We start from the raw sequence: 24,617 nt of genomic DNA, 5'->3' as shown, positions 1-24,617 counted from the left end.
ACGCAATAACCCCAACTACCTGTGTTATTCTGTGTGTTTGTTTAAGCCTCAGCGAAGTCATTCAGACTGAAGTAATCGATACCTAAGGGGAGGAATGTAGGCCCTGTCGGGCCTACATTCCTCCCCGGCGGGACAGGGAGAGATATATGGAAGAAATGCCCAAGAACTACGATCCGTCGACCAACGAGCCGGCGATCCTGCAGAAGTGGCTCGACGGCGGCTACTACAAGCGCCGTGAGGGCGTGGGCGACTGCACCGTCACCATTCCGCCTCCCAACGTGACCGGCAAGCTCCACATGGGTCACGCCACCGACGACTCCATCCAGGATGCCATCATCCGTATGGCCCGCATGCGCGGCAAGTCCACGCGCTGGGTGCTGGGCACCGACCACGCCGGTATCGCCACGCAGACCAAGGTCGACAAGAAGCTCAAGAGCGAGGGCATCAGCCGCCTGGAGATCGGTCGCGACAAGTTTGTCGACGCCTGCTGGGACTGGACCCACGAGTACGGCGGCATCATCGTCGAGCAGATCAAGCGTATGGGCTGCTCCGTCGACTTCGATAACGAGCGCTTCACCATGGACGAGGACTACGCCCAGGCCGTGCGCAAGGTCTTCTGCGACTGGTACCACGACGGCCTGATCTATCGCGGCAAGCGCATCGTCAACTGGTGCCCCAACTGCACCACCGCTATCTCGGACGACGAGGCTGAGTACAAGGACGAGAAGGGCCACCTGTGGCACCTGCGCTACCCGCTGACCGAGCCGGTCAACGGCCAGGACTACATCGTCGTCGCCACCACGCGCCCCGAGACCATGCTCGGCGACACGGGCGTTGCCGTCTCCCCGAAGGACCCCGAGAAGGCCGCCTTTGTGGGTAAGACCGTCAAGCTCCCCATCGTCGATCGCGAGATTCCTATCTTTGAGGATTGGCACGTCGACGCCAACTTTGGCTCCGGCTTCGTCAAGGTCACCCCGGCCCACGACCCCAACGATTACGCCATGGGCCAGGCCCACGACCTGCCGCAGATCAACATCTTTGACGAGCACGCGGTGGTCGTCGAGGGCTACGGCGAGTTCACCGGTATGACCCGCGAGGAGTGCCGCGAGGCCGTCATCAAGTGGTTCGAGGAGCACGACCTGCTCGATCACGTCGAGGACCTCGATCACTCCGTCATGCACTGCTACCGCTGCGACGCCGCGCTGGAGCCGTGGCTGTCCGAGCAGTGGTTCGTCGCCGTCGACAAGCTCAAGGGGCCGGCGCTCGACGCCGTCAACTCCGGCAAGGTCACCTTCCATCCCGCGCGCTGGACGCAGACCTACACCACCTGGATGGAGAACCTTAAGGACTGGTGCATCAGCCGCCAGCTGTGGTGGGGCCACCGCATTCCCGTGTTCTACTGCGAGGACTGCGGCTGGGAGGACGCCCTTACCGAGGACACCGATGTGTGCCCCAAGTGCGGCGGCCATCACGTGCATCAGGACGAGAACGTGCTGGACACCTGGTTCAGCTCGCAGCTGTGGACCTTCGCCACGCAGGGCTGGCCGCAAAAGCCGGAGCTGCTCGAGGGCCATCACCCCACGACGGCGCTTGTCACCGCGCGCGACATCATCGCGCTGTGGGTCGCCCGCATGGTCATGAGCTCGCTGTACTTCCTGGACGAGGTGCCGTTTAAGGACGTCGTCATCTACCCGACGATCCTTGCCAAGGACGGCAGCCGCATGTCCAAGTCCAAGGGCAACGGCGTTGACCCCATGGATCTCATCGGCATGTACGGTGCCGATGCCATGCGTTACAACCTGCTCACGCTGTGCACCAACAACCAGGATGTTAAGTTCGACGCGAACATCGACAAGAAGACCAAAAAGCTCATCGACAGCCCGCGTACCGACCAGGCCAAGAGCTTTGTGACCAAGATCTGGAACGCCAGCCGCTTCCTGCTCATGAACATGGAGGGCTACACGCCCGGCGAGCCTGTCGTGGAGACGCCGGCCGACGCTTGGATGTTCAGTCGCCTGGCCAAGGCTGTGAAGATGGTGACCGAGGGCATCGAGAACTACACCTTTGGCGACATGGCCCGCGGCGTGCAGCAGTTCTTCTGGAACGAGGTCTGCGACTGGTACGTCGAGGTCACCAAGGCCCGCCTGAAGGGCGAGGGCCGTCTGCAGGCGCAGCGCAACTTGATTTTTGTGCTCGACACCTCCATTCGCCTGATGCACCCGCTTATGCCGTTTGTCACCGAGGAGATTTGGGACAACATGCCGGCCAGCGTGCTCGACCTGGACGCCGAGGGCAACGTGAACCGCGCCGAGGCGCTCATGATTGCCAAGTGGCCCGAGCCCGCCGACTACGCCAAGTATGTCGACGAGGACGCCGAGCGTGCGTTTGAGCTGTGCCGTACCGTCGTGTCTGCCGCACGCGCCACCCGTTCGCGTTATCGCTTGAGCCCCAAGGCCGAGCTCGACGTGGTCGTGCGCGCCGGCGCCGAGGACATCGAGAAGCTCGAGAGCCTGCGTTCGACCATTGAGCCGCTGGCCAACACGGCTTCGCTGGTTATGGGCACCGACGTTGAGAAGCCGGCTGCGAGCATTGCCGTGGTTGACAGCGGCGTCGAGGTCTTTGTGGTGCTCGAGGGCAAGGTTGACCTTTCGGCCGAGAAGGCACGCCTGGAGAAGGAGATCGCCGCGGCCCAGAAGGAGCTCGCCGGCTGCGAGAAGACGCTCGCCAACGAGGGCTTTGTGGCTAAGGCCGCGCCCGCGGTGGTCCAGAAGAAGAGGGACCGTGCAGCTGAGCTCAAGGAGATCCTGGCGGCGCTGACTGCTCAGGTTGCTGACTTCTCGTAAGGTTTACTTGGGGGCGCGTCCCGATGCTTTGCTCTCCGCTGCGGACAGTCCTGCGCAAGACGGACAGCACATTAAGTGCTGTCCTTTGCGTGCGGAACTTGCGGCGAGCAAAGCATCGGGCCGCTCCTACTTCGTTTACGTGGTTGTTTGCAACTGGTAGGTTAGGGCCACTTGGTTGTGGCCTTGATCTCGCTGCAAGCGGATAAAGGCTGATATTGTCAACGCGAGGGGCTCATTCTTTTTGATGGGCCTCTATTTCTGTTATGGGGGACTTTGGGTTATGGCTAAGCGTTCTGGGTCGTATGTCGTTCCTTTTTCGTTTGATTCGCTTCCGTTTGATGAGGCTGTGGGGCTTGCTGCTGATACGGGGCGGATTTCTGGGGATGCTGGGCCTCTGCTTGAGACGGTTGTCGATATGCTCGATGAGCTGGGACGTCCGGACGAGTATTTCGATTGCATTCAGGTTGCCGGTACCAATGGCAAGACTTCGACCTCGCGTTTTTCGGCTGCCATCCTTCGTGGTGAGGGGTTAAAGACCGCACTGTATACGTCGCCGCAGTTGGTGCGCTATCCCGAGCGCATGGAGGTCGATGGGCGCGTCGTGAGCGATGAGGCGTTTGCCCGTGGCGTTTCTGCCGCCGTCGAGGCGGGGCATCGCGTGAATGCCCATCGTGTGGCGGCGGGGGAGCACGCCTATACCATCACGCCTTTTGACCTGCTGACGGCTGCCGCGCTGGTGGTGTTTGCCGAGGCTGCGGTGGACGTTGCCGTGCTCGAGGTTGGCATGGGCGGCCGTTGGGACGCCACGAGCGCGACCGATCCCGTCGCCGTTGCCATCACCGGCATCGGGCTCGACCACACGCGCATCCTGGGCGACACGCTCGAGGCCATTGCGGGGGAGAAGGCTGCGGTTATCAAACCCGGGCGCTTGGTTGTTTTGGGCGAGGGCACGCACGAGGCGAGCGTTCAGCGCGTGATGGATGCCCGTTGCCGTGAGTGCGGTGTGGTGCCGCTCGTGGTGAGCCACTCCACGACCAAGGTGCCGGCGCATGTGGGCGATACGGTGGAGTTTAGCTGCACCACGCCGCGTGCCATTTACACGTCGAGTATGGTCAAGCCGGCGTATCAGCCACAGAATGCCGCGTGCGCGATTATGCTGTGCGAGGGGTATTTGGGTCGCGAGCTCGACCATGAGGCGCTTGATGCTTCGCTTATGGGCTGCCCCACGCCGGGTCGCTTTGATGTGCTGGGAACCGATCCACTCAAGCTGATCGACGCCTGTCATAACCCTCAGAGCTGCGAGAACTTTGTGAGCGCGCTGGACGAGATTGACCCGTGCGTGGAGAATCGCCCCACGCTGCTGTGCGCCGCGCTGGCCGACAAGGATGTGGCGGGCATCGTCGATGTGCTGATCCCGGCCTTCCCGCGCGTAGTCGTGACGCAGACCGATTCCGATCGCGCCCTACCGGCGGAGGAGCTTGCTACCCTGGTGGATGCCGATAAGCTCGCGGGCGTGTACCCCAGCGTATCCGAGGCCCTCGCAGCTTTCGAAGCCGCGGACGAGCCTTTCGTAGCAGCCGGCACCATCACCCTAGCCGGCGAAGTAGCGGGGCTGCTACGCTAGAACCTTTCTGCAGGGCAGCTAGTTGACCTGCTCGCCACGAAATGGGCCTATCTACTACGTTTTAGCGGTTACCCCTGAACACACCGAGAATTGCAAAATCAAAACCGCAGGTAGAAGGCTTGCCAATTTTCAAAAAATACCCGCATGGTCGACCCATGCGGATTAAACGTAGTAGATAGCCCGTTTTCGTGGCGCATCTCTAGACTGTCAAGTTGGCCGACTTGGCCCCATTGTAGTTGCGGTGGAATAGTTCCTGGATTATGCCTCTGTGGGCCAATCTGGGAACTATTCCACCGCAACTTTTAGGGGCGCTTTGGCGGCGTACCTAGTCTAGGCGCGTCGGATCGTGGGGGTAGGCGTTGAGGATCTCGACGCCGGACTCGGTGACCAGGGCCAGGTCTTCGATGCGGACGCCGGTGCGGCCGGGGAGGTAGATGCCCGGCTCGATGGAGAAGGTCATGCCCGGTTCGATAACCTGGTCGTTGACGAGCGAGACGTCGCCTGGCTCGTGGTCCTGCAGACCGATCGAGTGGCCCAGGCGATGCGTGAAGTACTTGCCGTAGCCAGCGTCTTCAATTACGTCGCGCGCGGCGCGGTCTAGGTCGCACATGCGCACGCCCGGTGAGATGAGCGACTCGGCAGCCTCGTTGGCGCGGCGCACGATGTCGTAGATGCGCGCCGTCTCCTCGTCCGGCTCGCCCCAAAAGAACGTGCGCGTCATATCCGAGCAGTAGTTGCGATGACGCCCGCCAATGTCGAACAGCACCACATCGCCGCGCTTGAGTACAGTGCCGTCGGGCTCGTGATGCGGGTCTCCGGCGTTGGCGCCAAAGCTCACGATGGGCGGAAAGCTAAAGCCCTCGCAGTCGTGTTTGCGGTACAGGCCGAGCATCTGGTCGGCAATTTCGCGCTCCGTCACGCCCTCGTGAACGAGCTTGATGGCGTCGGCCATCACGGCGTCGTTGGCGGCCGAGGACACGCGCATGAGCTCCTGCTCGGCTTCGTCCTTGTGGGTGCGTGCGGCGGTAACGGCAAAATCGCCCAGGAAAAACTCGTTGGCGGCGTGGCGCTCCATAAGGGGCATTAAAAAGCCGGAGCGCATGACGGTATCGATGCCGAGGGGCTTGGTCGGATCGACTTCGCGTGCGATGGCGTCGGCCACGACGTCGGTATCGGTGTGGTAGGCGACGCAGGCATTGTCGTACTCGGGCAGCTGATGCAGGGCGTTGACCAAGATCACCGGCTCGGCATCGCGCGTGAGCAGCACGCCACAAAAACGTTCGAACATATCGGCATAAAAGCCGGTCAGATAGTAGATCGACCACGGGTCATTCACAAGCAGTTGCGCGCCGGGGTGCTGAGCCTCGAGCGCATCGAGCACGCGCGCTGCACGCTGGTCATCGACATGTGCCATACGTCGTCCTTTCGCTAGGTTGCCACCATGGTATCCCCAATGCCAGGGTAGTCAATTTGGGACGGGGCTATTTTAGCTGCGTCAAACATGCGGAATGATTTCTCTGGGGCGGGCTGATAGGTAAAAGTAGTCAATACAGTCTCGTCCCGAATTAGCTGCTTTCAAAAGTATGGCGGATTACGGGGCTGGACCTGTATTACATGACCATAGGAAAAATGGCGAAATTAAAACCGCAGGTAGAAGGCTTATCAAAAATCGAAAATTGCCGGTATGGATGGGGGTCTCCGAATCAGCCCCGTAATCCGGCATAGTTTTGAAATGGTACTAAAGTAGACCCAGGCTAAATACCGATTCCAAGGATAGTTGCGGTGGAATAGTTCCTGTTTGCCGGGGTAATGGCGGAAATCAGGAACTATTTCACCGCAACTGAGGAGGGCAGGGTGGATGGCGGGGTAGTTAAAAGAGCTGAGTCCTAAATTGGCTGCTTAGGCTGGGTCGATGTCCATGCTGGCGATGAGGTCGATGTTGGTGCCGAGAAGATCTTCTAGCACGATGTCGCCCATACGGATGGGCGCGTCGACAACCAGGCCGCGGATGAGGTCCATGGCTTGGGCATGGAGTTCGAGCGGGATGGCTTCGGCCGTACGCACGGGCAGCAGCGCCTCGTCGCCGCCGGATACGGCCACGTTGGTGGTGAGCACGCGCATGGGGCAGGTGAGTTCCTGGCGTGCGAACTTGTCGCCGCGCGGGCAGCTGTTGCCAGTTACGGAGCGCACCTCTACCACGGTGCCGTCTGCGCTGCGCTCGACTTCCACGGTTAGGAGGCACTCGGATGGGCAGGTGGTGCAGTTGAACTGCAGCGTTTCGATCGCGTTTATGCTCATGGCCTTATGCCTCCTCAACGGGATCGACGGACAGAACAATCTCACTAACACCCAGGTCGAGTACGCGCTGAATCACCTTTGCCGGCAGCGGGAAGCTTTCCATTACGCTCGGTTTAAACGGGCGGACCTTGCCTGCGAACAATTCCTCGTCGCCTGCCAGAATGCGCACACGGGCGGAATCGACTGGTCGGCGCACGCGGAAGTTGAGTTTGGTGAGTGCCACAGCCGTAATGCGTCCCGGCAGTGCGTAGCCCGCAATGCCGGCGGGGGAGACCGTGAGCTCGCAGCTGGCGACCATGCTATCGCCGACACCCAACGCGTATGCCGCCGCGGCTGCACCTGCGCGTTCAGACTCGGTCGTCACGTTGTCTGCCAGGTCGTGCACGTGCAGCACGTTGCCGCAGGCAAAGATGCCCGGAACGCCTGTCTGCAGGTTCTGGTCCACCACGGCACCGCGCGTGCGGGGATCCAGCTCCACGCCCGCGGCAACCGAAAGCTCGTTCTCGGGAATCAGGCCCACTGAAAGCAGTAGCGTGTCGCACGGAACAACGCGCTCGGTCCCCGGAATGGGTGCCAGGTGCTCGTCGACTTGACTCACCTCGACGGCCTCCACGCGATCGTGTCCGATCACGCGCGTCACGGTTGTGGACAGGTGCAGCGGAATGCCAAAGTCGTCCAGGCAGTTCTTCACATTGCGACGCAGGCCATTGGCGTACGGCATGAGCTCGTACACGCCCTCGACCGAAATCCCCTCGAGCGTGCAGCGGCGCGCCATAATCAGCCCGATGTCACCCGAGCCTAAAATGACGGCGCGCGAGCCAGGCTTGAGGTTCTCGATATTGATGTATCGCTGCGCCAGGCCGGCCGTAAACACACCGGCGGGACGGCTACCGGGAATCTTGATCTCGCTACGGGTGCGCTCACGGCAGCCCATGGCAAGGACGACCGCCCGTCCGGTGAGCTGCAACATGCCGGTGGGGCTCATGAGCGTGACGGTGTAGTCCGCGACGTTTTCCGTGGACTCGCCCGAATCAATCTCAAGCACCATGCTGTCCAAGAACAGCGCAATGTTGGTCGCGCGCACCTGGTCTATAAAGCGCTGCGCATACTCGGGGCCGGTGAGCTCCTGCTTAAAGTGCGATAGTCCAAAGCCGGGGTGAATGCACTGGCGCAGGATGCCGCCCAAGTGTTGCTCGCGCTCCACGATAGCCACGCGCGCGCCGGCCTTATGCGCGGCAAGTGCGGCAGCCATGCCGGCAGGTCCGCCGCCGATAACGACCACGTCGAAGGCTTGCGTAGGTACTGCCTCAACGGCATCGCTATCAATCGCGCTCGATTTGAATTCCGCCATCCTAGCGCACCCCCTTCAAAGGTCCCTCAACGAGCCACGAGCCAGTGTCCTCCAGCAGCACCTCGCTGGGGTCACACCCCAGCTCGCGCGCCAGGATTGCCACCACGCGGCTCTGGCAAAAGCCGCTCTGGCAGCGGCCCATGCCCGCGCGGCAGCGGCGTTTGACGCCCTCGACCGAAACCGCACCCGGGCGGCGTCGAATCGCGGCAACAATCTCGGCCTCGGGCACTGTCTCGCAGCGGCAGACGATCTGCCCCCATGCAGGGTCGGACTCGATTAGCTCCTCCTTGCGCGCAAGCGGTGCACGGTCGAAGTCATCCGGCGCGCGGCGAATCGGATTCCAATCGGCCCGCTCACGCAAAGCAACGCCCGACTCGCGCAGCACCTGCTCCATGCGCTCGGCAATGGCCGGCGCGCTCGCCACGCCTGGCGACTGAATGCCCGCCGCCTGGAACAGGCCTGGCACCACGGCGGACTGCCCAATAAAGAAGTCGTTCGTTCCCTTTATGACCGGACGCCCGCCGGCAAACGCGCGCACCACGCGGCGCGTGTCCAGATCGGGAACCAGCTTGCGCGCTCCCGTCAGTAGCGCGTTCACATCGCTCGCATAAGTCTGTGTGTCGCCCGGCTCGCGCACGGCAGCGGTCGCGGTGATCACGGTGTTGCCGTGTACCGTGCCCGTGACGATAACGCCCTTGGACACCGGCGTGGGCACGGGATAGAGCGGCATGAGCGTACGCGGCTCCTTGTCCAGTACCACGATGTTTCCCTGGCGCCATACCATCTGAAACTCCTCGGCGCCGGCCATATGCGAGATGTCCGCGGCACCGTTGCCCGCGGCGTTGATCAGGTAACGGCAGTGCACGTCTCCTGCGGGCGTTGCCAGCGTAAAGCGCGCGGCCCTGTCGGTAGCCTCGCCGCCAGCAACCTCAATCGCTTCCACCGGCGCGGAGCGCATAAACGTCACGCCGTTGGCCACGGCGTTCTCCAGCGCGGCGATGGCGACCTCAAATGGATCGACAAAACCGGTCGAGGGGCACCACAACGCGCAGGTCGCCTCGGCGCTCGCACGCGGTTCCAGCTCGTGAATGCGGTCGGGGCCGATAATCGACAGCTCGGGCACGCCGTTCGCCATGCCGTTGTTTTTCAGCTTCTCCAGCTGCGCACGGTCCTCGTCGTTAAAGCCCAGCACCATCGAGCCGGTGCGGCAAAACAAAAAGCCTAGCTCCTGGGCCCAGGTGCCATATAGCTCGCAGCCGCGGGCGTTGACCTGCGCCTTTACGGTTCCCGGCGACGGATCGTAGCCGGCGTGCACCAGGCCGCCGTTGGCCTTCGATGCGCCTAGGGCGATGTCGTTCGCCGCTTCGACCACGCAAATGGACAGGTCAAACCGCGCGAGTTGCCGCGCGATGGCGCACCCGGTGATGCCCGCGCCCACAATCGCGATATCAAACGTTTCCGTCACAGTGCCTCCCAGACGAGTTGACAGGCTGTCAATAGAACTATCCTACGGTGTGCGCACCGCCTGCGCGACGGCAATGCGGCGAACAGCCCCGCAACACCCGCCAACGGCAGGCGAGGGCCGGCCCGGCACGGATGCCGGCCACGTTAGACCGTGAGTTCTTCCCGCCCAACCTCGCGGTCTGCGCCGTTACCTGGTACAGATCGAGACGTTAAGTCCACAGACGCACTTTCGTCTCGATCTGTAGCAGTAGGAGGGGGATTGTGGTCCTACGTGTTACAGATCGAGACGTTAGCCCGTCCGGTTATGTGTATCTCTCGATCTGTAACAGCTGGCAGGGTTTTTGGACCCTTTCTGTTGCGGGCTGAGACAAACTTTCCGACGGATTTTGAATGTCTCGATCTGTAACAGTAAGAACTGTTTTTGGGTTCTAGATGTTACAGATCGAGATTTAAGTCGGGGAGAGAAGAGTTTGTCTAAATCTGTAACATCTGGGACTGTTTTTGCCGAGTAGATGTTACAGATTGAAATAATCATCGGGCGGTTTGTCCGTTCATCTTGATCTGTAACAGTAAGAGGGGAAATTTGGCCCAAGATGTTACAGATCGAGATTTAAGTCTGGGAGAGAACGGTTTGTCTAATTCTGTAACACCTAGTCCCGAATTTGCCGAGTAACTGTTACAGATTGAGATGTTTGTGTCCGCACCAGCGCTGTACTCAGCCGTGGTCCCATATAAACAAACCCCGTGGTAAACTTGAACGGACTGTAAATATTCCGAAAGGTACACCTCAATGTCCAAATACATCAACGAGCTCATGTCACCGCAGCTTATGGGCGTCATCTATGCCTTCGTGGGCTTTATCATCGCCCTGTACGTGCTGTCGGTCGTCTATGTGTTCATCGACGCTCGCCGTCGCGGCGCCAGCGCCTACGTGGCATGGGGCATCATCGCCCTGATCCCGTTCGTGGGCCTCATCGCCTATCTGGTCCTGCGCCCGCACTCCTACGCGTCCGACCGCGAGGAGCAGGAGCTGGACATGGCCCTGCGCGAGCGCCAGCTTGCCCAGTACGGCACCTGCCCGCAGTGCGGCGCCCCTATCGAGAAGGACTTTGTCGTGTGCCCCGTGTGCGACACCCAGGTTCGCAACGTCTGCCCCAGCTGCCATCGCCCGCTCGACGCGCACTGGAAGGTCTGCCCCTACTGCCGAACTCGCATCCAGTAACGCATCCATCGCCGGGCTGGCCGCAAGCCACGGGCACGCTGCAAGCACGCGCACCCCGCCCACACGATGAAGCATGCGTAGAAAATCGCCCGCCGTGCCATTAAGGTGCGGCGGGCGCTTGTATACCAAGGCAACCTGCCTATAATGATGCAAGTCAAAAACGCCGAGCGCATTGCACGCACTTGCATCAGGCATCCGAGAGGAGAAAACATACCCATGAAGGCACTCTACAATGACGGTTCGGTGGCCGAGCTCCCGCAGGACGAGGTCACGCACGTCATCCGTCACTCCGCCGCGCACATCATGGCGCAGGCCATCAAGCGCCTGTACCCCGAGGCCGATTTTGCCTACGGCCCCGCGACCGACAACGGCTTCTACTACGACGTCGACCTGCCCGAGGGCGTCAAGATCAGCGAGGACGACTTCCCCGCGATCGAGGCCGAGATGAAGAAGATCGTCAAGGAGAACCTCAAGTTCTCCGTGTACGAGAAGCCCCGCGCCGAGGCCATCGCCCTTATGGAGGAGCGCGGCGAGAAGTACAAGGTCGAGCACATCGGCGACCTGGACGACGATGCCCGCATCACCTTCTACCAGCAGGGCGACTACATCGACATGTGCGTCGGCCCCCACATCTGCTACACCAAGGCCCTCAAGGCCTTTAAGCTCACCGGTGTCTCGGGCGCCTACTGGAAGGGCGACAAGAACAACAAGATGCTCACCCGCATCAACGGCGTCGCCTTTGCCACCAAGGAGGAGCTCGACGAGCACATGCACATGCTGGAGGAGGCCAAGAAGCGCGACCACCGCAAGATCGGTCGCGAGATGGACCTCTTTATGATGCGCGACGAGGCCCCCGGCTTCCCGTTCTTCCTGCCCAACGGCATGATCCTTAAGAACACGCTGCTGGACTACTGGCGCGAGATCCACCACAAGGCCGGCTACGTTGAGATTTCCACGCCGCTTATCATGAATAAGCAGCTGTGGAAGACCTCGGGCCACTGGGATCACTACAAGGACAACATGTACTCCACCGTTATTGACGACGAAGAGTACTGCATTAAGCCCATGAACTGCCCGGGCGGCGTGCTGGTGTACGCCTCCAAGCCGCACTCCTATCGCGAGTTGCCCATCCGCGCCGGCGAGATTGGCCTGGTGCACCGCCACGAGCTGCGCGGCGCCCTGCACGGCCTGTTCCGCGTTCGCTGCTTTAACCAGGACGACGCCCACCTGTTTGTGCGTCCCGACCAGCTGACCGACGAGATCGTGGGCGTGGTCAACCTCATCGACTCCGTGTACCAGAAGTTTGGGTTTAAGTACCACGTAGAGCTTTCCACCCGCCCCGAGGACTCCATGGGTTCGGACGAGGACTGGGCTCGCGCCGAGGAGGGCCTGCGCACCGCTCTGGAGAAGCTGGGCATGGACTACGAGGTCAACGAGGGCGACGGCGCCTTCTACGGCCCCAAGATCGACTTCCACCTGGAGGACTCGCTCGGCCGTACCTGGCAGTGCGGTACCGTCCAGCTCGACTTCCAGATGCCGCTCAACTTTGACCTGGAGTACGTGGACGCCGACGGCACCAAGAAGCGCCCCATCATGCTGCATCGCGTGTGCTTTGGCTCCATCGAGCGCTTCATCGGTATTCTGATTGAGCACTTTGCGGGCAAGTTCCCCACCTGGTTGGCCCCCGTGCAGGTCAAGGCACTTCCCGTCTCCGAGAAGAGCCGCGACTACGCCCACGAGGTGTGCGCCAAGCTGGAGGAGGCCGGCATTCGCGTGGTCTGCGACGATCGCGATGAGAAGATCGGTTACAAGATCCGCGAGGCCCGCAGCATCGACCGCGTGCCCTACATGCTCATCCTGGGCGAGAAGGAGGTCGAGGCCGGCAACATCTCCGTCCGCGATCGTTCCAACGAGACCGTTCAGATGAGCGTTGACGAGTTTGTGGCCAAGGTGCTCGAGGAGATCAAGACCCGCGCCTAGCACAAACAATACAAGAATTAACAAAGGCGATCGTCCTCGCGGGCGGTCGCCTTTTTTGTTGTCTATAGAAGAAAAGCCGCTGGTTAGAGCGGCTTTTTTGTTGTGCAAAAAGGTACAGGTTTTTGTAGAGGCGTATGGAGATGCACCCATTCGCGGCGCATTTTGTGCAATCTGGGAAAACGCGAGCAGTTTGCTCGTATAATGAACTCCGTCGAAAGATACAAAAACCTGTACTTTTGCGACTGCGCCTAGCTGCGAGCGAGAAGCCTGTTCTTAACGCCCTGCATCCGCGTGTGTCGCGGAGATAAGAAAAGGGGGCGAGAGGTGGAACAGACAAAGCGGCGCCAAGAGCAGCTGCCCGGCGCTTTTAGTGGCGCTACTACCAACAGCCAGCGCGGTCGCGTCCGCTGGTATCTGGTCCACACCCCCAATGGAAAAGAGCGCGAGACCTGCGAAAAGGTCCGCCGCATTATCCCGCATGAGCTGATGCAGGACGCTTTTGTGATGCAAAAGGAGTTCTGGTTTAAGCGGGACGGCGCCTGGTCGCTCCAGACCAAACCTATGTACAAGGAATATTTCTTCGTCGCCACGCGCGATGCCGCCACGCTCGATAGGGCTTTGGCCCAGTTGAGCTTTGGCTGCCGCATTGCCGGCAGCAAGGAGCGGGCCTATGCGCCCATGCCGGACGATGCGCAGGATTGGTACCGCAGCGTGCTCGACGACGACGGCGTGGTGCGCAACAGCGTCGCCCGCATAGAAGACGGCGTGCTGCACATAGAGCAAGGGCCCTTGGTGGGGCAAGAGGCCCGCGTAAAGAAGATCGACCGTCATAAGCGCTGGTGCCTGGTAGACGTGGGCGAAGGCGACTCCGCTTTTAGGGAGCTGCTTCCGTTGGACGTGCCCAGTAAGACGTAAGGGGACGTCGCACTCGCAATTCATTCGCAATTTGAATTCATTGATTGGGGGATCCCTGGGGGCAGGGACGTGGATTTGAGCTTGACTACTAAAGAAGTGACAGGGCAAAACGCGCCGGTGGGGGCCGCGCTTGTTGCCCAGGCCATGAGCGGCGGCGAGGTGAGCGTGCGCTACAAGGCCATGCAAGCCGTGAGGGACTGGGACCGCACGCGCCTGGGCTACCGTGCCGTGAAGCGCGCGTTCGACATCGTGTTCAGCGGCTGCGTTCTGGCCGTCATCGCTGTGCCGAGCCTGGTGCTCGCCGCGGCCATCCGCCTGGAGAGCGAGGGCAACCCGTTCTACAGCCAGATCCGCGTGGGCCAGACCCATCGCGACGGCAGGCTGTCCACCTTCCGCATGTGGAAGTTCCGCAGCATGTACAAGGACGCCGACGAGCGCCTCGCCGAGCTCAAGGGGCGAAACGAGATCGCCGGCGCCATGTTCAAGATGAGTGACGACCCGCGCGTCACCAAGATCGGCAAGTTCATCCGAAAGCACTCCATCGACGAGTTCCCGCAGTTCGTCAACGTGTTCCTGGGCCAGATGTCCGTCGTGGGCCCGCGCCCGCCGCTGCCCAACGAGGTCGCGGAGTACACCGAGTTCGACCTGCAGCGCCTGGCCGTGAAGCCCGGCATCACCGGCTGGTGGCAGGTCACGGAGCGCAACTCGACCGGGTTCGACGGCATGGTCCGCCGGGACCTGGAGTACATCGCCAAGCGCGGACCCGTCACGGACCTCAAGATCGTCGTCCTCACGGTTATCGAGGTCATCACCGGCAAGGGTGCGTGCTAGATGCGCATCGCGATGATCGGGCACAAGAGATACGGCTCCCGCGAGGGCGGCGTGGAGGTCGTCGTGACCGAGCTCGCCCGCCGCATGGCGGCGCTCGGCCACGAGGTCACCTGCTACGACCGCTCCGGCGCGGACGTCATGACCGGCGATGCCGCGGACGTCCGCGAGCGCGTCGTCGACGGCGTGCGCGTCGTGCCGGTTAAGACAATCGACAAGAAGGGCCTCGCTGCCCTCTCGTCCTCATATTTTGCCACCAAGGCGGCTATCAAGGACCGTCCCGATGTGATTCATTATCACGCCGAGGGTCCTTGCGTGCCGCTCGCGCTGGCCAAGCGCGCTGGCATTCGCACCGTGGCCACCATCCACGGCCTGGACTGGCAGCGCGCCAAGTGGGGCAGGCTTGCGAGCACCTACATCAAGATGGGGGAGAAGACCGCCGCGTCTAAGGCGGATGGTCTTATCGTGCTCTCCGAGGGCGTTAGGCGCTATTTCATGGAAGCCTACGGTCGCGAAGCCGTCTTTATCCCTAATGGCGTAGATGCCAAAGAAGCCCTTCCGACGAGCGTCATCAAAGAGAGGTGGAATCTCGAGAAAGATTCCTACCTTCTCTATCTTGGCCGTTTAGTGCCCGAGAAGCGCCCTGAGCTGCTGATCGAGGCATTCAGAGCCCTTGATACCAATAAGCACCTGGTCATCGCTGGCGGCAGCTCCGATACCTCGGCGTACGAGAAGGAGTTGCGCGCTGCAGCCCAGGGCGACAACCGCATATTGTTCACTGGCTTCATCACCGGCGAGCCCTTAGCTGAGTTGTACTCCAACTGCTATGCCTACGTGCTGCCGTCCGATGTTGAGGGCATGCCCATGAGCCTGCTGGAGGCCATGGCATACGGCCGCTGCTGCGTGACTAGCGACATTCCCGAGTGCGCGGATGTCCTCGCGGGCAACGGCGTGACGTTCGAGAAGGGGAATGCCGATTCCCTGCGGGCCGCGCTGCAAGGACTACTCACGGACGCTGGCCGCGCAGACGCCCTCGGCACCGCCGCCAAAGCGCATGTCGAGCAAACCTACAACTGGGACTCCGTCGTCGAGCGGACCCTTGCCGTCTACGGGGGTGAAGGCCGATGAGGATCCTTCTCGCAAACAAGTTCCACTACCGCAAGGGCGGTGCGGAGACCTATTACCTTACCGTCGGATCCGAGCTGGAGCGCATGGGGCATGAGGTTGCCTATTTCTCGATGAGGCACCCTGACAACCTGCCCTGCGAGTGGGACAAGTGCTTCGTGACGCAGCGAGAGTACAACAACGTCAAGAACCCACTTAAGGCCGTGCGCGACGGCATGACGTTGATCTACTCGCCCGAGGCGAAGCGTAACTTCCAAGCCCTCTGCGAGGAGTTCCGCCCCGATGTCGTCCACCTCAACAACGTGCACAGGCAGATCACGCTGTCCATTCTCGACGCCCCCTACCTGAGGGAGAACAAGGTCCCGGTCTTCTACACGGCCCACGACTACGTGACCGTCTGCCCGGGCTACCTCATGCTCGACGGCGACGGGCGCGTCTGCGACGCGTGCCTCGAGGACGGGCGCTACCGCCACTGCATCGAGAACCGCTGCGTGAAGGGCTCGCGCGCGAAGAGCGCGCTGGCGGCGATGGAGGCGTCCTTCAACAGGGCCCATAAGTCAAACCGGCGGATCGACAGGGTCATCGCGCCCTCCAGGTTCATGCGATCCAAGCTCATCGAGGGCGGCTGGCCCGAGGGCAAGGTCGTCTTCCTGCAGAACTTCGCCGACGACGCAATCCTCGACCGCGCGGCGAATGCCGGGGCGGATGCGACCGACAGGGAGAACCCCTACCTCCTGTTCTTCGGGCGGCTCTCTGCCGAGAAGGGCGTCGACACGCTGCTGAGGGCCTTCGATGCCGCCTTGCCGAACCTTCCGCAGGGCATGCGCCTGGTTGTCGTCGGCGACGGCCCGGATGCCGCCGAATTCAAAACGCTCGCGTCTTCGTTGGGCTGTGCGTCTCGCATTGAGTTCGCCGGTTATCAGACCGGTGGGGCACTGCAAGCGTATGTGGAGAGGGCGTCTCTCGCCATCGCGAGTTCGAGATGGCGAGAGAACATGCCGTACTCGATCGTGGAGGCTTTCGCTGCCGGCACGCCTGTCGTCGGCACAAATATTGGCGGAATTCCTGAGTTGGTCGATGAGGGGAAAACGGGGTTCATTTGCGAGCCCGGGGATGTCCCGTCGATGGCGGATGCCATCTCGCGCGGCACGAGCGCGTTCTTGGATCGGTCCGCTTACTCGATGCTGCAGCGCAACTGCCGCTCCTACGTCATGGAAAACTGCTCGCGCGAGAAGTTCATGAACGACCTCGTGAACCTGTATAAGGAGTCAATCGATGGCTAACGGCCATAACAGCATCAAGAGGATCGTGCACCGCTCCTGCGAGGAGATCGGCGCAACGTTCCGAATCGCCAGGGCCACGTCGTGGCCCGAGGCGATCAACACGTTTAGGGCGAAGCTCGACATCCAGGTCATGAGTCGTAACGGGTATAAGGAGCCGCCTGCAGTGAAGGAGCGGTTGCTGCGCAAGCACGAGACTGTTCTCAAATATCTCGAGAACCGCTTCGGCGATTTCTTCGAGTCATACGACTACGATGCGCCGCTGCCGCCGTCCGATCCCGCCCTCGAGGGGAAGATCTGGATGTGCTGGTGGCAGGGCGAGGAGAACGCCCCCGAGATCGTGAGGGTGTGCATCGACTCCGTGCGCCGCAACGCCGGCGGGCACGAGGTCGTCGTCATCACGGACGAGAATCTTTCCCAATATGTCAATATCCCCGATTGGGTGCTCGAAAAGGTCCGTACCGGCATCATGTCGCGGACGAACCTATCCGACCTTCTGAGGCTCTCTCTGCTTGCCGAGCACGGTGGCATGTGGCTGGATGCCACTTTCTTCTGCACTGGCTCGCTACATGAATACATGGATCTGCCAATTTGGTCCATTAAAAGGCCTGACTATCTGCATGCTTCGGTCGCATGCGGCATGTTTGCGGGGTATTCGCTTGCCTGCAAAGAGGGTCAGCGTCATCCGTTCGTCGTTGCGAGAGACTTCTTCCTCGAGTATTGGCGCAATAGCGATCGGTTGATTGATTATCTGCTGGTCGATTACCTCATCGTCCTAGCTCAACGTCATGACCCCTCGGCCGCCGCCGCATTTGCGTCCATCGAACCAAATAATCCTCGTTGCGACGACCTTATTTCGATACTAGATAGGCCTTTCGATCAAAGTGCTTGGAGTGAGCTCCTTCTGGATACGAGTCTCTTTAAGCTCACGTGGAAGCAAGAATTTCCAAAACAAACTGATGGTAGGCAAACGTATTACGGCAGGCTATTGGAAGGGGGATTGTCGTGAGCAAAAAGAAAGTCCTGTTCGTCATGTCCTCAATGGACAATGGCGGTGCGGAGCGAGCGCTTCTCAACCTTCTGGAAGAGCTTCCGGAAACGCGCTACGACGTCAATCTCCTGCTTTTGAACCCCACCGGGCTTTTTATGGGGCAAATACCGTCAAAGGTAGCTGTACTTCAGACTCCCGCTAAAGTACGCGATTGCTTCACATCGGTTCGCGGCCGTAAGGCTGGGGTGTGGCGTCTAACGGCAGACGTTGTTTCCGGCATTGTCTCTCGCGATGAAGAGACCCGCCGCGGATTCCGTTGGAAATACTTCTTTTCTCCTGCCATAGATAAAATACCGGGTCATTACGACGTGGCTGTTTCATTTATTAACGGTCAAGTTCTCTACTTTGTCGATGAGAAGATTGAGGCCGATCGCAAGATAGTCTTTTATCACGGAGACTATCGCTCTGCCCGCTATTCGGAAAAATACGAGCGACCCTGCCTGGAACGCATGGATGGTATCTATGCCGTTTCCGATAAGTGCATCGACATCGTGCGCTCTGTTTTCCCTGAGATGGCATACAAGATGAAGAGTCTTCCGAACATTGTTTCTTCGGATGTAGTGCGACGCCGCGCGTCCGAGTTCATTCCGCCAGAGTACGATGCTGACGCGCCGAGAATCCTTACAGTGGCGCGCATCACTCACGAGAAGGGTGTGGACACCGCCATCCGTGCGGCAGCCGAGCTCAAGCAGCGCGGCTGCTCGTTTCGCTGGTACGAGATGGGAAAGGGGCTTACTGGCGATTCCGAGCAAGCCGCTTGCGAAAAACTTGTTGAAGAGCTGGGTGTTGCGGACGTCTTCACGTTCTTGGGCGCTCGCGAGAATCCCTATCCCTACATCGCTGACTGCGACATCGTCGTGCAGCCGTCACGCTTCGAGGGAAAGTCAGTCGCCCTTGACGAGGCCAAGATTCTTACTAGGCCCATTGTTGCGACGGCGTACCCCACGGTCCATGACCAGCTGGGCGTCAAAGAGGGAATCATCGCTGGCACTGACGCGGTATCGCTCGCTGATGCCGTGCAAGGGCTGCTTGAAGACCCCTCTCGTTGTGAGGAGCTCAGCTTCTATCTCAAGTCGAATGAGTACGGGAACGCCGACCGCGTTGAAGACTATTTCCAGGCTTTAGAGGGCGAGCGGTAATGAGGGCGACTCTTAGCATAAAAAATTCAGCTTCGAAGAAGCAGCGCGAGGCTGTTTGTCATTACTTGCTCATTTACCTTATGGTGGCTTTTGCTGATTCATTTCTGTACGACCGCATTCTCACGAACATTGTTATACCGGTGGTGGCCCTAATTGCTCTCATCGTTATGGCCAACAAGAAATATCAGCTTGTATATCCCATTTCGATTTTGGCCTTGGGTTTTCTTGCCATGCTGTTCGTCCGAGTAAGCACAAACGCGCTCGGGCCGACAGAGCTTTTGAGTTGGGTAGCGATGGTGGGAATTACCCTTATTGCAGTGATGTTTGATGTTTCGAGTTTTCTTATCCGCTTCATTAAACTAGCGGCTTTCCTCACTGGCTTCAGCCTAGTTGTCTATTTGATTTCTCAGGTTTTCCCGGGGGTTTGGGGCCACCTATCTCCATTTTCATTTTTCTTGTCCTTTGGAGATACAACATGGTTGGACTCCGTGAACAGGATCGTCGTCAACTATCGGGCCGATGGGCTGCTCCTGTACGTCGACCGAGGGTTTGACCATACGCGTAACGTTGGCATATTTAGAGAGCCTGCTGTTTACCAGATATTGCTCAATTCAGCTATCTTTGTGCTGCTCTTCATGAAGCCTAAGGAAATTGATAAGAAGACGCGTGCGCGGCTTTTGGCGCTGTTTGTGGCGGGTGTCCTCTCCACAAAATCCGCCACTGGCTATGCCACAACTCTCCTGGTCTTCTTCGCCTACTCTCTTTCCTCATTGAAGAGGGGCGATCGTGTTTCCGCAATTGCTCCGATCTTCCTCGGGTCCTTATGCGTGTTCGTTTTCATCGCGTCTGCGATGGGGAGCTCGGCGTGGGCTACGGACTCCGTTCTTGGCCGCTTCATGAACGACGGGGGTATCTCCCTGGACGCATCGGGCGAGGCCCGGGTTGGAGCTGCGAATGCTGCGCTGGCTCTTATGCAGCGATATCCTTTTGGATGCGGCTATAACGTGTACGGGGCTGCCATTTCGACTGGTAACAGCGAGTTCGTTGGCGCCTGTTTACTTAAGGTGGCTGCCGTCTACGGTCCGATTATGGGCATTGCTATTCTCATTTGGACCTGTTATCCCGTTTTTAAATCTCGAGAGCTCGGACTCTCCGCTAAGTTGGCTTTCGTCGCCATGTATCTCATAGCGACTTATCTCGAGTGCGAGGTCTTTTACACCACGCTTATTTTCATTTCAATTTACCTGTACTGCAAAAACGTGGCCGAAACGTCTGTCCAGCCCTTGCGCGCGGCCGCTTCTTCGTTTGGAGTCTTACGTGAAGCTCGCTAGCAACCTCGGCCGTAGCATGAGCCGGGCCATGGTGTACAAGGGCGTATCCATGGCCCTCAGCCTCGTCTACGTCCCCATCGTTCTCAACTATCTCGGCGATTACAAATACGGTGTATGGGCGTCGATCCTGAGCATCCTCTCGTGGATCTCCTACTTCGACCTTGGCATCGGCAACGGCCTTCGCAACCGCCTTTCCGAGGCCATCGCCTCCGACTCGCCGCGCGTATCGCCGAAGGCCCTCGTGTCGAGCGCCTACGCCATTCTCTCAGGCGTCGTCGCCGTCGTCGCCGCCGTCTGCGGCATCGCCATCGCGTTCATCGATTGGCCCGCCCTGCTTTCCGCCTGGGAGGTGGATGAGAGTCTGCTGTGCGTTGTTGAGCTCAGCTTCCTTGGTATGTGCTTCAGCTTCGTCCTTACGCTTTGCAATAGTGTGTACTACGCGCTTCAGAGAGCCCAGGTCGTCAACCTCATCTCGGTCTGCCAGCAGGCGGTCATGCTCCTGTCGGTCTGGCTGCTCTCGTTCACAGATTCCCGAAGCCTCACGGCGGTCGCGGTCTTTTACGTAGCTTCCAATATTTTGGTGTACGGCGTCTTCACGATCTACGTCTTCGCGAGGAACCGGGAACTCGCCCCGTCCCCGCGCAGCTGCTCTCGTGCCGTGGCAAAGGACGTTGGCGGCCTGGGCATCATGTTCTTCATCACCCAGATCGCCACACTTGTCCTCTTCACTACCGATAACCTCATCGTCTCGAATCTCTTTGGGCCCGAGCAGGTGACGGTCTACACAACTGCCAACAAGGTGTTCACGGTACTCTCGTCCCTGTTTGCCGCGCTCGTCGTACCTCTATGGTCAAAGACTACCGTCGACTACGCACGTGGCGATATCGCTGAGATCAGGCGGACGCTCGGGAAGATGCACAGGCTGTTCGCTGTCGCGGTGGGCGGGGTCATCGTCATGGTGCTCGTCTTCAAGCCCCTCGTAAGGGTTTGGCTGGGGCGCGACCTCGGGTTCGATGACTCACTCATCGCTCTTATGGGCGTATATGCAGTCGTATATATGTGGAACACCATCTACTCCCAAGTCATCAACGGACTCACACTCGTCAATTTCATGGTTGCGGTTGCCTGCGTACAGGCGGTGCTCAACATCCCTCTTTCGGTCTTCTTCGCCACGTCGTGCGGGCTCGGAGTGAATGGGGTTCTGCTCGGGACGATTGTCGCCATGCTCATCAGCAGCGTGACGTACCCCGGATATTCCAAGAAGGTCCTCGACCGTGCCGAGGCCTCCGGCCGCGGGGCCGAATGACCGACTGGAAGGAAGGTGTCTAGTGTCAATTATTAAGAAGCTGAAATATAAATTGTGGCGTCATTCGCACACGCCTGAGGAGTATGCGCGCCGTATCGGTGTGAATGCCGGTGATGATTTCCATATCTACGGCGAGGTCGTATGGTCCACCGAGCCCTGGTTAATAACGGTGGGTGACAACGTTCACATCACCGACGGCGTTCGCTTCGAGACGCACGACGGCGGGACCCTTCTATTTCGCAAGGACGTCCCCGATTTGGAGGTTACCCGACCAATTGTTCTGGGCAGCAACGTCTACATCGGTAACTGCGCAATCGTGATGGGGGGGGTGACCATCGGGGACAACGTCGTTATCGGTGCTGGCGCGATAGTCACGAAGGATATCCCCAGCGACTCGGTCGCGGTCGGCGTGCCGGCAAGGGTTATCGAGACGGCCGACGAATACCTGGAGAAATTGAAGGCCCGCTCGCTACACCTCGGGCACCTCGCTTGGGAGGAAAAGGACCTGGCTCTCAAGAGGCACTACGGCTACACGGGCAGCTCCCGCGGAATCTATGAGTTTATGTAAAGGATTGGGTATGACTATCAACACCACTGCATTCAAAGACAAGACCCTCATGATCACGGGCGGCACCGGCTCGTTCGGCAACACCGTGCTCAAGCACTTCATGAACACCGACCTGGCCGAGATCCGCATCTTCTCGCGCGACGAGAAGAAGCAGGACGACATGCGCCACCGCCTGCAGGAGAGGTCCCCCGAGCTCGCCTCCAAGGTGCGCTTCTTCATCGGCGACGTGCGCAACGCCCAGAGCGTGCGCGACGCCATGCACGGCGTGGACTACATCTTCCACGCCGCCGCCCTGAAGCAGGTCCCCTCCTGCGAGTTCTTCCCCATGGAGGCCGTGCGCACCAACGTCATCGGCACGGACAACGTCCTGCACGCAGCCATCGACGAGGGCGTGGACCGCGTCGTGTGCCTGTCCACCGACAAGGCCGCCTACCCCATCAACGCCATGGGCAAGTCCAAGGCCATGATGGAGTCCATCATCTACGCCAACGCCCGCAACGGCGCCGGCCGCACCACCATCTGCTGCACCCGCTACGGCAACGTCATGTGCTCGCGCGGCTCGGTCATCCCGCTGTTCATCGACCGCATCCGAAAGGGGGAGCCGCTCACGGTCACCGACCCCAACATGACCCGCTTCCTCATGAACCTGGACGAGGCGGTCGACCTGGTGCAGTTCGCCTTCGAGCACGCCAACCCCGGCGACCTGTTCATCCAGAAGGCGCCGGCCTCCACCATCGGCGACCTCGCCGAGGCCGTGCAGGAGGTCTTCGGCCGCGTGGGCACCCAGGTCATCGGCACCCGCCACGGCGAGAAGCTCTTCGAGACCCTCATGACCCGCGAGGAGCGGCTGAGGGCCGAGGACATGGGCGGCTACTACCGCGTGGCCTGCGACTCGCGCGACCTGAACTACGACAAGTTCGTCGTCGACGGCGAGGTGGAGACCCAGGCAGACGAGTCCTACACCTCCCACAACACCGAGAGGCTCGACGTGGAGGGCACCATCGCCAAGATCAAGACCGCCGAGTACGTGCGGCTGGCGCTCGAGGGCCGCGAGCACGAGGCGGTGCAGTAGGGTGCGCGTCCTCGTCACCGGCGCGAGGGGCTTCGTCGGGAAGAACCTCTGCTGCGCGCTGAAGAACATAAGGGACGGCAAGGACCGCCGCGAGAGATACGCGGGCCTGCTTCCCCTCGAGGTCATGGAGTACGACCTCGACTCCACGCCCGCCGAGCTGGAGGACTGCTGCTCCCGCGCCGACTTCGTGTTCAACCTGGCCGGCGTCAACCGCCCCAGGGACCAGTCCGAGTTCATGGAGGGCAACTTCGGGTTCGCCTCCACGCTGCTGGACGCCCTCGAGCGCCACGGCAACAGATGCCCCGTCATGCTCTCCAGCTCCGCGCAGGCGAGCCTGTCGGGCCGCTTCGTGGGCTCCGTCTACGGCGAGTCGAAGCTCGCGGGGGAGGGCCTGTTCCGCGAGTACTCCGAGCGCACGGGCGCCCCGGTGCTCATCTACCGCTTCCCCAACCTCTACGGCAAGTGGTGCCGCCCGCGCTACAACTCCGCCGTGGCGACCTTCTGCGACGCCATCGCCAACGGGCGCCCCTACACCGTGAACGACCCATCCGTGGAGCTGGAGCTCCTCTACATCGACGACCTGGTCGGCGAGATGCTGGGCGCGCTGCTGGGCGATGAGCACCGCTGCGGCTATGATGGCCTTGAGCGCATCGACGGCGAGGAATTCTGCTACGTCCCCGGTACCGACGTGAAGACCCTGGGCGAGATCGTCTGCCTGCTGGGCACTTTCCGAGACAGCCGCGAGACGCTCTCGGTGCCCGACCTCACGGAGGGCTCCTTCTCCAAGAAGCTCTGGAGCACGTTCCTGTCCTACTACGAGCCGGGGCACTTCGCCTACGGCCTCAGGCCCAACGCGGACGCGCGGGGCTCGTTCACCGAGTTCCTGCGCACGCCCGAGCGCGGCCAGGTCTCAATCAATGTTTCCAAGCCTGGCATCACCAAGGGCAACCACTGGCACATGAGCAAGTGGGAGAGGTTCCTGGTCGTCTCCGGCACCGCGAGCATCAAGCTGAGGAAGGTGGGGGAGGACGCCGAGGGCAACCCGTTCCCCGTCGACGAGTACACCGTCTCCGGTTCCGACATGCGCGCGGTCGAGATGATCCCCGGCTACACGCACTCCATCACCAACCTGTCCGACACCGAGGACCTCGTGACGGTCATGTGGGCCAACGAGCCCTTCGACCCCGAGGACCCCGATACCTACCACGAGGAGGTCTAGC

18 protein-coding genes and 1 pseudogene are annotated in these 24,617 nt (G+C 60.5%); 15 read left to right on the top strand and 4 right to left on the bottom strand.

Annotated elements, in window-relative coordinates:
• Nucleotides 1-146 precede the first annotated feature (146 nt).
• Nucleotides 147-2,843 (top strand): valine--tRNA ligase, encoded by a 2,697-nt coding sequence (locus ACEXKH_RS06945; protein WP_373573598.1) that lies wholly within the window; start codon nucleotides 147-149, stop codon nucleotides 2,841-2,843.
• A gap of 280 nt (nucleotides 2,844-3,123) precedes the next feature.
• Complete coding sequence (locus ACEXKH_RS06940) at nucleotides 3,124-4,467, top strand: bifunctional folylpolyglutamate synthase/dihydrofolate synthase (protein WP_373573597.1); 1,344 nt, start codon at nucleotides 3,124-3,126, stop codon at nucleotides 4,465-4,467.
• A gap of 325 nt (nucleotides 4,468-4,792) precedes the next feature.
• Here ACEXKH_RS06940 and ACEXKH_RS06935 read toward each other — a convergent pair whose 3' ends face one another.
• From ACEXKH_RS06935 to ACEXKH_RS06920, 4 genes are all read right to left on the bottom strand, one after another.
• Nucleotides 4,793-5,881 (bottom strand): M24 family metallopeptidase, encoded by a 1,089-nt coding sequence (locus ACEXKH_RS06935; RefSeq protein ID WP_373573596.1) that lies wholly within the window; start codon nucleotides 5,879-5,881, stop codon nucleotides 4,793-4,795.
• A gap of 485 nt (nucleotides 5,882-6,366) precedes the next feature.
• Nucleotides 6,367-6,765 (bottom strand): DUF1667 domain-containing protein, encoded by a 399-nt coding sequence (locus ACEXKH_RS06930; protein WP_373573595.1) that lies wholly within the window; start codon nucleotides 6,763-6,765, stop codon nucleotides 6,367-6,369.
• A gap of 4 nt (nucleotides 6,766-6,769) precedes the next feature.
• Nucleotides 6,770-8,116, bottom strand: a complete 1,347-nt coding sequence (locus ACEXKH_RS06925; RefSeq protein ID WP_373573594.1) for an NAD(P)/FAD-dependent oxidoreductase — start codon at nucleotides 8,114-8,116, stop codon at nucleotides 6,770-6,772.
• Between the two features lies 1 nt (nucleotide 8,117).
• Complete coding sequence (locus tag ACEXKH_RS06920) at nucleotides 8,118-9,581, bottom strand: NAD(P)/FAD-dependent oxidoreductase (RefSeq protein ID WP_373573593.1); 1,464 nt, start codon at nucleotides 9,579-9,581, stop codon at nucleotides 8,118-8,120.
• 789 nt (nucleotides 9,582-10,370) lie between these two features.
• On the opposite strand from ACEXKH_RS06920, the gene ACEXKH_RS06915 reads away from it, so the two are divergent.
• The 13 genes and pseudogenes from ACEXKH_RS06915 (at nucleotide 10,371) to ACEXKH_RS06855 (ending at nucleotide 24,616) form a co-directional block, all read left to right on the top strand.
• A complete protein-coding gene (locus tag ACEXKH_RS06915; RefSeq protein WP_373573592.1) occupies nucleotides 10,371-10,802 on the top strand; it encodes a double zinc ribbon domain-containing protein in 432 nt (143 codons plus the stop codon).
• A gap of 216 nt (nucleotides 10,803-11,018) precedes the next feature.
• The gene (gene thrS / locus ACEXKH_RS06910; protein ID WP_373573591.1) at nucleotides 11,019-12,782 is read left to right on the top strand and encodes a threonine--tRNA ligase; all 1,764 of its coding nucleotides are present in this window, start codon (nucleotides 11,019-11,021) and stop codon (nucleotides 12,780-12,782) included.
• A gap of 324 nt (nucleotides 12,783-13,106) precedes the next feature.
• On the top strand, nucleotides 13,107-13,697 hold the full coding sequence (locus ACEXKH_RS06905) for a hypothetical protein (RefSeq protein WP_373573590.1): 591 nt from the start codon (nucleotides 13,107-13,109) through the stop codon (nucleotides 13,695-13,697).
• Between the two features lie 81 nt (nucleotides 13,698-13,778).
• Nucleotides 13,779-14,528 carry a sugar transferase gene (locus ACEXKH_RS06900; protein WP_373573589.1) on the top strand — a complete coding sequence of 250 codons (750 nt, stop codon included), beginning with the start codon at nucleotides 13,779-13,781 and terminating at the stop codon, nucleotides 14,526-14,528.
• Complete coding sequence (locus ACEXKH_RS06895; RefSeq protein WP_373573588.1) at nucleotides 14,529-15,653, top strand: glycosyltransferase family 4 protein; 1,125 nt, start codon at nucleotides 14,529-14,531, stop codon at nucleotides 15,651-15,653. It begins immediately after the preceding gene.
• On the top strand, nucleotides 15,650-16,933 hold the full coding sequence (locus ACEXKH_RS06890; RefSeq protein WP_373573587.1) for a glycosyltransferase family 4 protein: 1,284 nt from the start codon (nucleotides 15,650-15,652) through the stop codon (nucleotides 16,931-16,933). Before ACEXKH_RS06895 ends, ACEXKH_RS06890 begins: the two co-directional genes overlap by 4 nt.
• Nucleotides 16,926-17,939, top strand: coding sequence for a capsular polysaccharide synthesis protein (locus ACEXKH_RS06885; RefSeq protein WP_373573586.1), 1,014 nt, complete (start codon nucleotides 16,926-16,928; stop codon nucleotides 17,937-17,939). Before ACEXKH_RS06890 ends, ACEXKH_RS06885 begins: the two co-directional genes overlap by 8 nt.
• A complete protein-coding gene (locus tag ACEXKH_RS06880; RefSeq protein ID WP_373573585.1) occupies nucleotides 17,936-19,120 on the top strand; it encodes a glycosyltransferase in 1,185 nt (394 codons plus the stop codon). Before ACEXKH_RS06885 ends, ACEXKH_RS06880 begins: the two co-directional genes overlap by 4 nt.
• Nucleotides 19,120-20,451, top strand: a complete 1,332-nt coding sequence (locus ACEXKH_RS06875; RefSeq protein WP_373573584.1) for a hypothetical protein — start codon at nucleotides 19,120-19,122, stop codon at nucleotides 20,449-20,451. The genes ACEXKH_RS06880 and ACEXKH_RS06875 overlap by 1 nt, the downstream gene beginning before the upstream one ends.
• Nucleotides 20,438-21,757, top strand: coding sequence for a lipopolysaccharide biosynthesis protein (locus tag ACEXKH_RS06870; protein ID WP_373573583.1), 1,320 nt, complete (start codon nucleotides 20,438-20,440; stop codon nucleotides 21,755-21,757). The genes ACEXKH_RS06875 and ACEXKH_RS06870 overlap by 14 nt, the downstream gene beginning before the upstream one ends.
• Before the next feature lie 286 nt (nucleotides 21,758-22,043).
• Nucleotides 22,044-22,187: pseudogene (locus tag ACEXKH_RS06865) on the top strand (acyltransferase); the annotation flags it as partial.
• A gap of 148 nt (nucleotides 22,188-22,335) precedes the next feature.
• The gene (locus ACEXKH_RS06860) at nucleotides 22,336-23,397 is read left to right on the top strand and encodes a polysaccharide biosynthesis protein (protein WP_373573582.1); all 1,062 of its coding nucleotides are present in this window, start codon (nucleotides 22,336-22,338) and stop codon (nucleotides 23,395-23,397) included.
• 1 nt (nucleotide 23,398) lies between these two features.
• Nucleotides 23,399-24,616 carry a polysaccharide biosynthesis C-terminal domain-containing protein gene (locus tag ACEXKH_RS06855; protein ID WP_373573581.1) on the top strand — a complete coding sequence of 406 codons (1,218 nt, stop codon included), beginning with the start codon at nucleotides 23,399-23,401 and terminating at the stop codon, nucleotides 24,614-24,616.
• Nucleotide 24,617 lies beyond the last annotated feature (1 nt).

Origin of the sequence: Collinsella aerofaciens ATCC 25986 (assembly GCF_964259375.1) — a bacterium.
Taxonomy (GTDB): Bacteria; Actinomycetota; Coriobacteriia; order Coriobacteriales; family Coriobacteriaceae; genus Collinsella; species Collinsella aerofaciens_BO.
The sequence above is the reverse complement of the archived record's forward strand: the minus strand, read 5'-3'. Positions and strand labels throughout refer to the sequence as shown.

What these genes read in the sequence shown, in the direction of transcription:
- ACEXKH_RS06945 (WP_373573598.1), top strand. Translation starts at nt 147, where the DNA reads ATGGAAGAAATGCCCAAGAACTACGATCCGTCGACCAACGAGCCGGCG.
- ACEXKH_RS06940 (WP_373573597.1), top strand. Translation starts at nt 3,124, where the DNA reads ATGGCTAAGCGTTCTGGGTCGTATGTCGTTCCTTTTTCGTTTGATTCG.
- ACEXKH_RS06935 (WP_373573596.1), bottom strand. Translation starts at nt 5,881, where the DNA reads ATGGCACATGTCGATGACCAGCGTGCAGCGCGCGTGCTCGATGCGCTC.
- ACEXKH_RS06930 (WP_373573595.1), bottom strand. Translation starts at nt 6,765, where the DNA reads ATGAGCATAAACGCGATCGAAACGCTGCAGTTCAACTGCACCACCTGC.
- ACEXKH_RS06925 (WP_373573594.1), bottom strand. Translation starts at nt 8,116, where the DNA reads ATGGCGGAATTCAAATCGAGCGCGATTGATAGCGATGCCGTTGAGGCA.
- ACEXKH_RS06915 (WP_373573592.1), top strand. Translation starts at nt 10,371, where the DNA reads ATGTCCAAATACATCAACGAGCTCATGTCACCGCAGCTTATGGGCGTC.
- thrS (WP_373573591.1), top strand. Translation starts at nt 11,019, where the DNA reads ATGAAGGCACTCTACAATGACGGTTCGGTGGCCGAGCTCCCGCAGGAC.
- ACEXKH_RS06895 (WP_373573588.1), top strand. Translation starts at nt 14,529, where the DNA reads ATGCGCATCGCGATGATCGGGCACAAGAGATACGGCTCCCGCGAGGGC.
- ACEXKH_RS06890 (WP_373573587.1), top strand. Translation starts at nt 15,650, where the DNA reads ATGAGGATCCTTCTCGCAAACAAGTTCCACTACCGCAAGGGCGGTGCG.
- ACEXKH_RS06885 (WP_373573586.1), top strand. Translation starts at nt 16,926, where the DNA reads ATGGCTAACGGCCATAACAGCATCAAGAGGATCGTGCACCGCTCCTGC.
- ACEXKH_RS06875 (WP_373573584.1), top strand. Translation starts at nt 19,120, where the DNA reads ATGAGGGCGACTCTTAGCATAAAAAATTCAGCTTCGAAGAAGCAGCGC.
- ACEXKH_RS06860 (WP_373573582.1), top strand. Translation starts at nt 22,336, where the DNA reads ATGACTATCAACACCACTGCATTCAAAGACAAGACCCTCATGATCACG.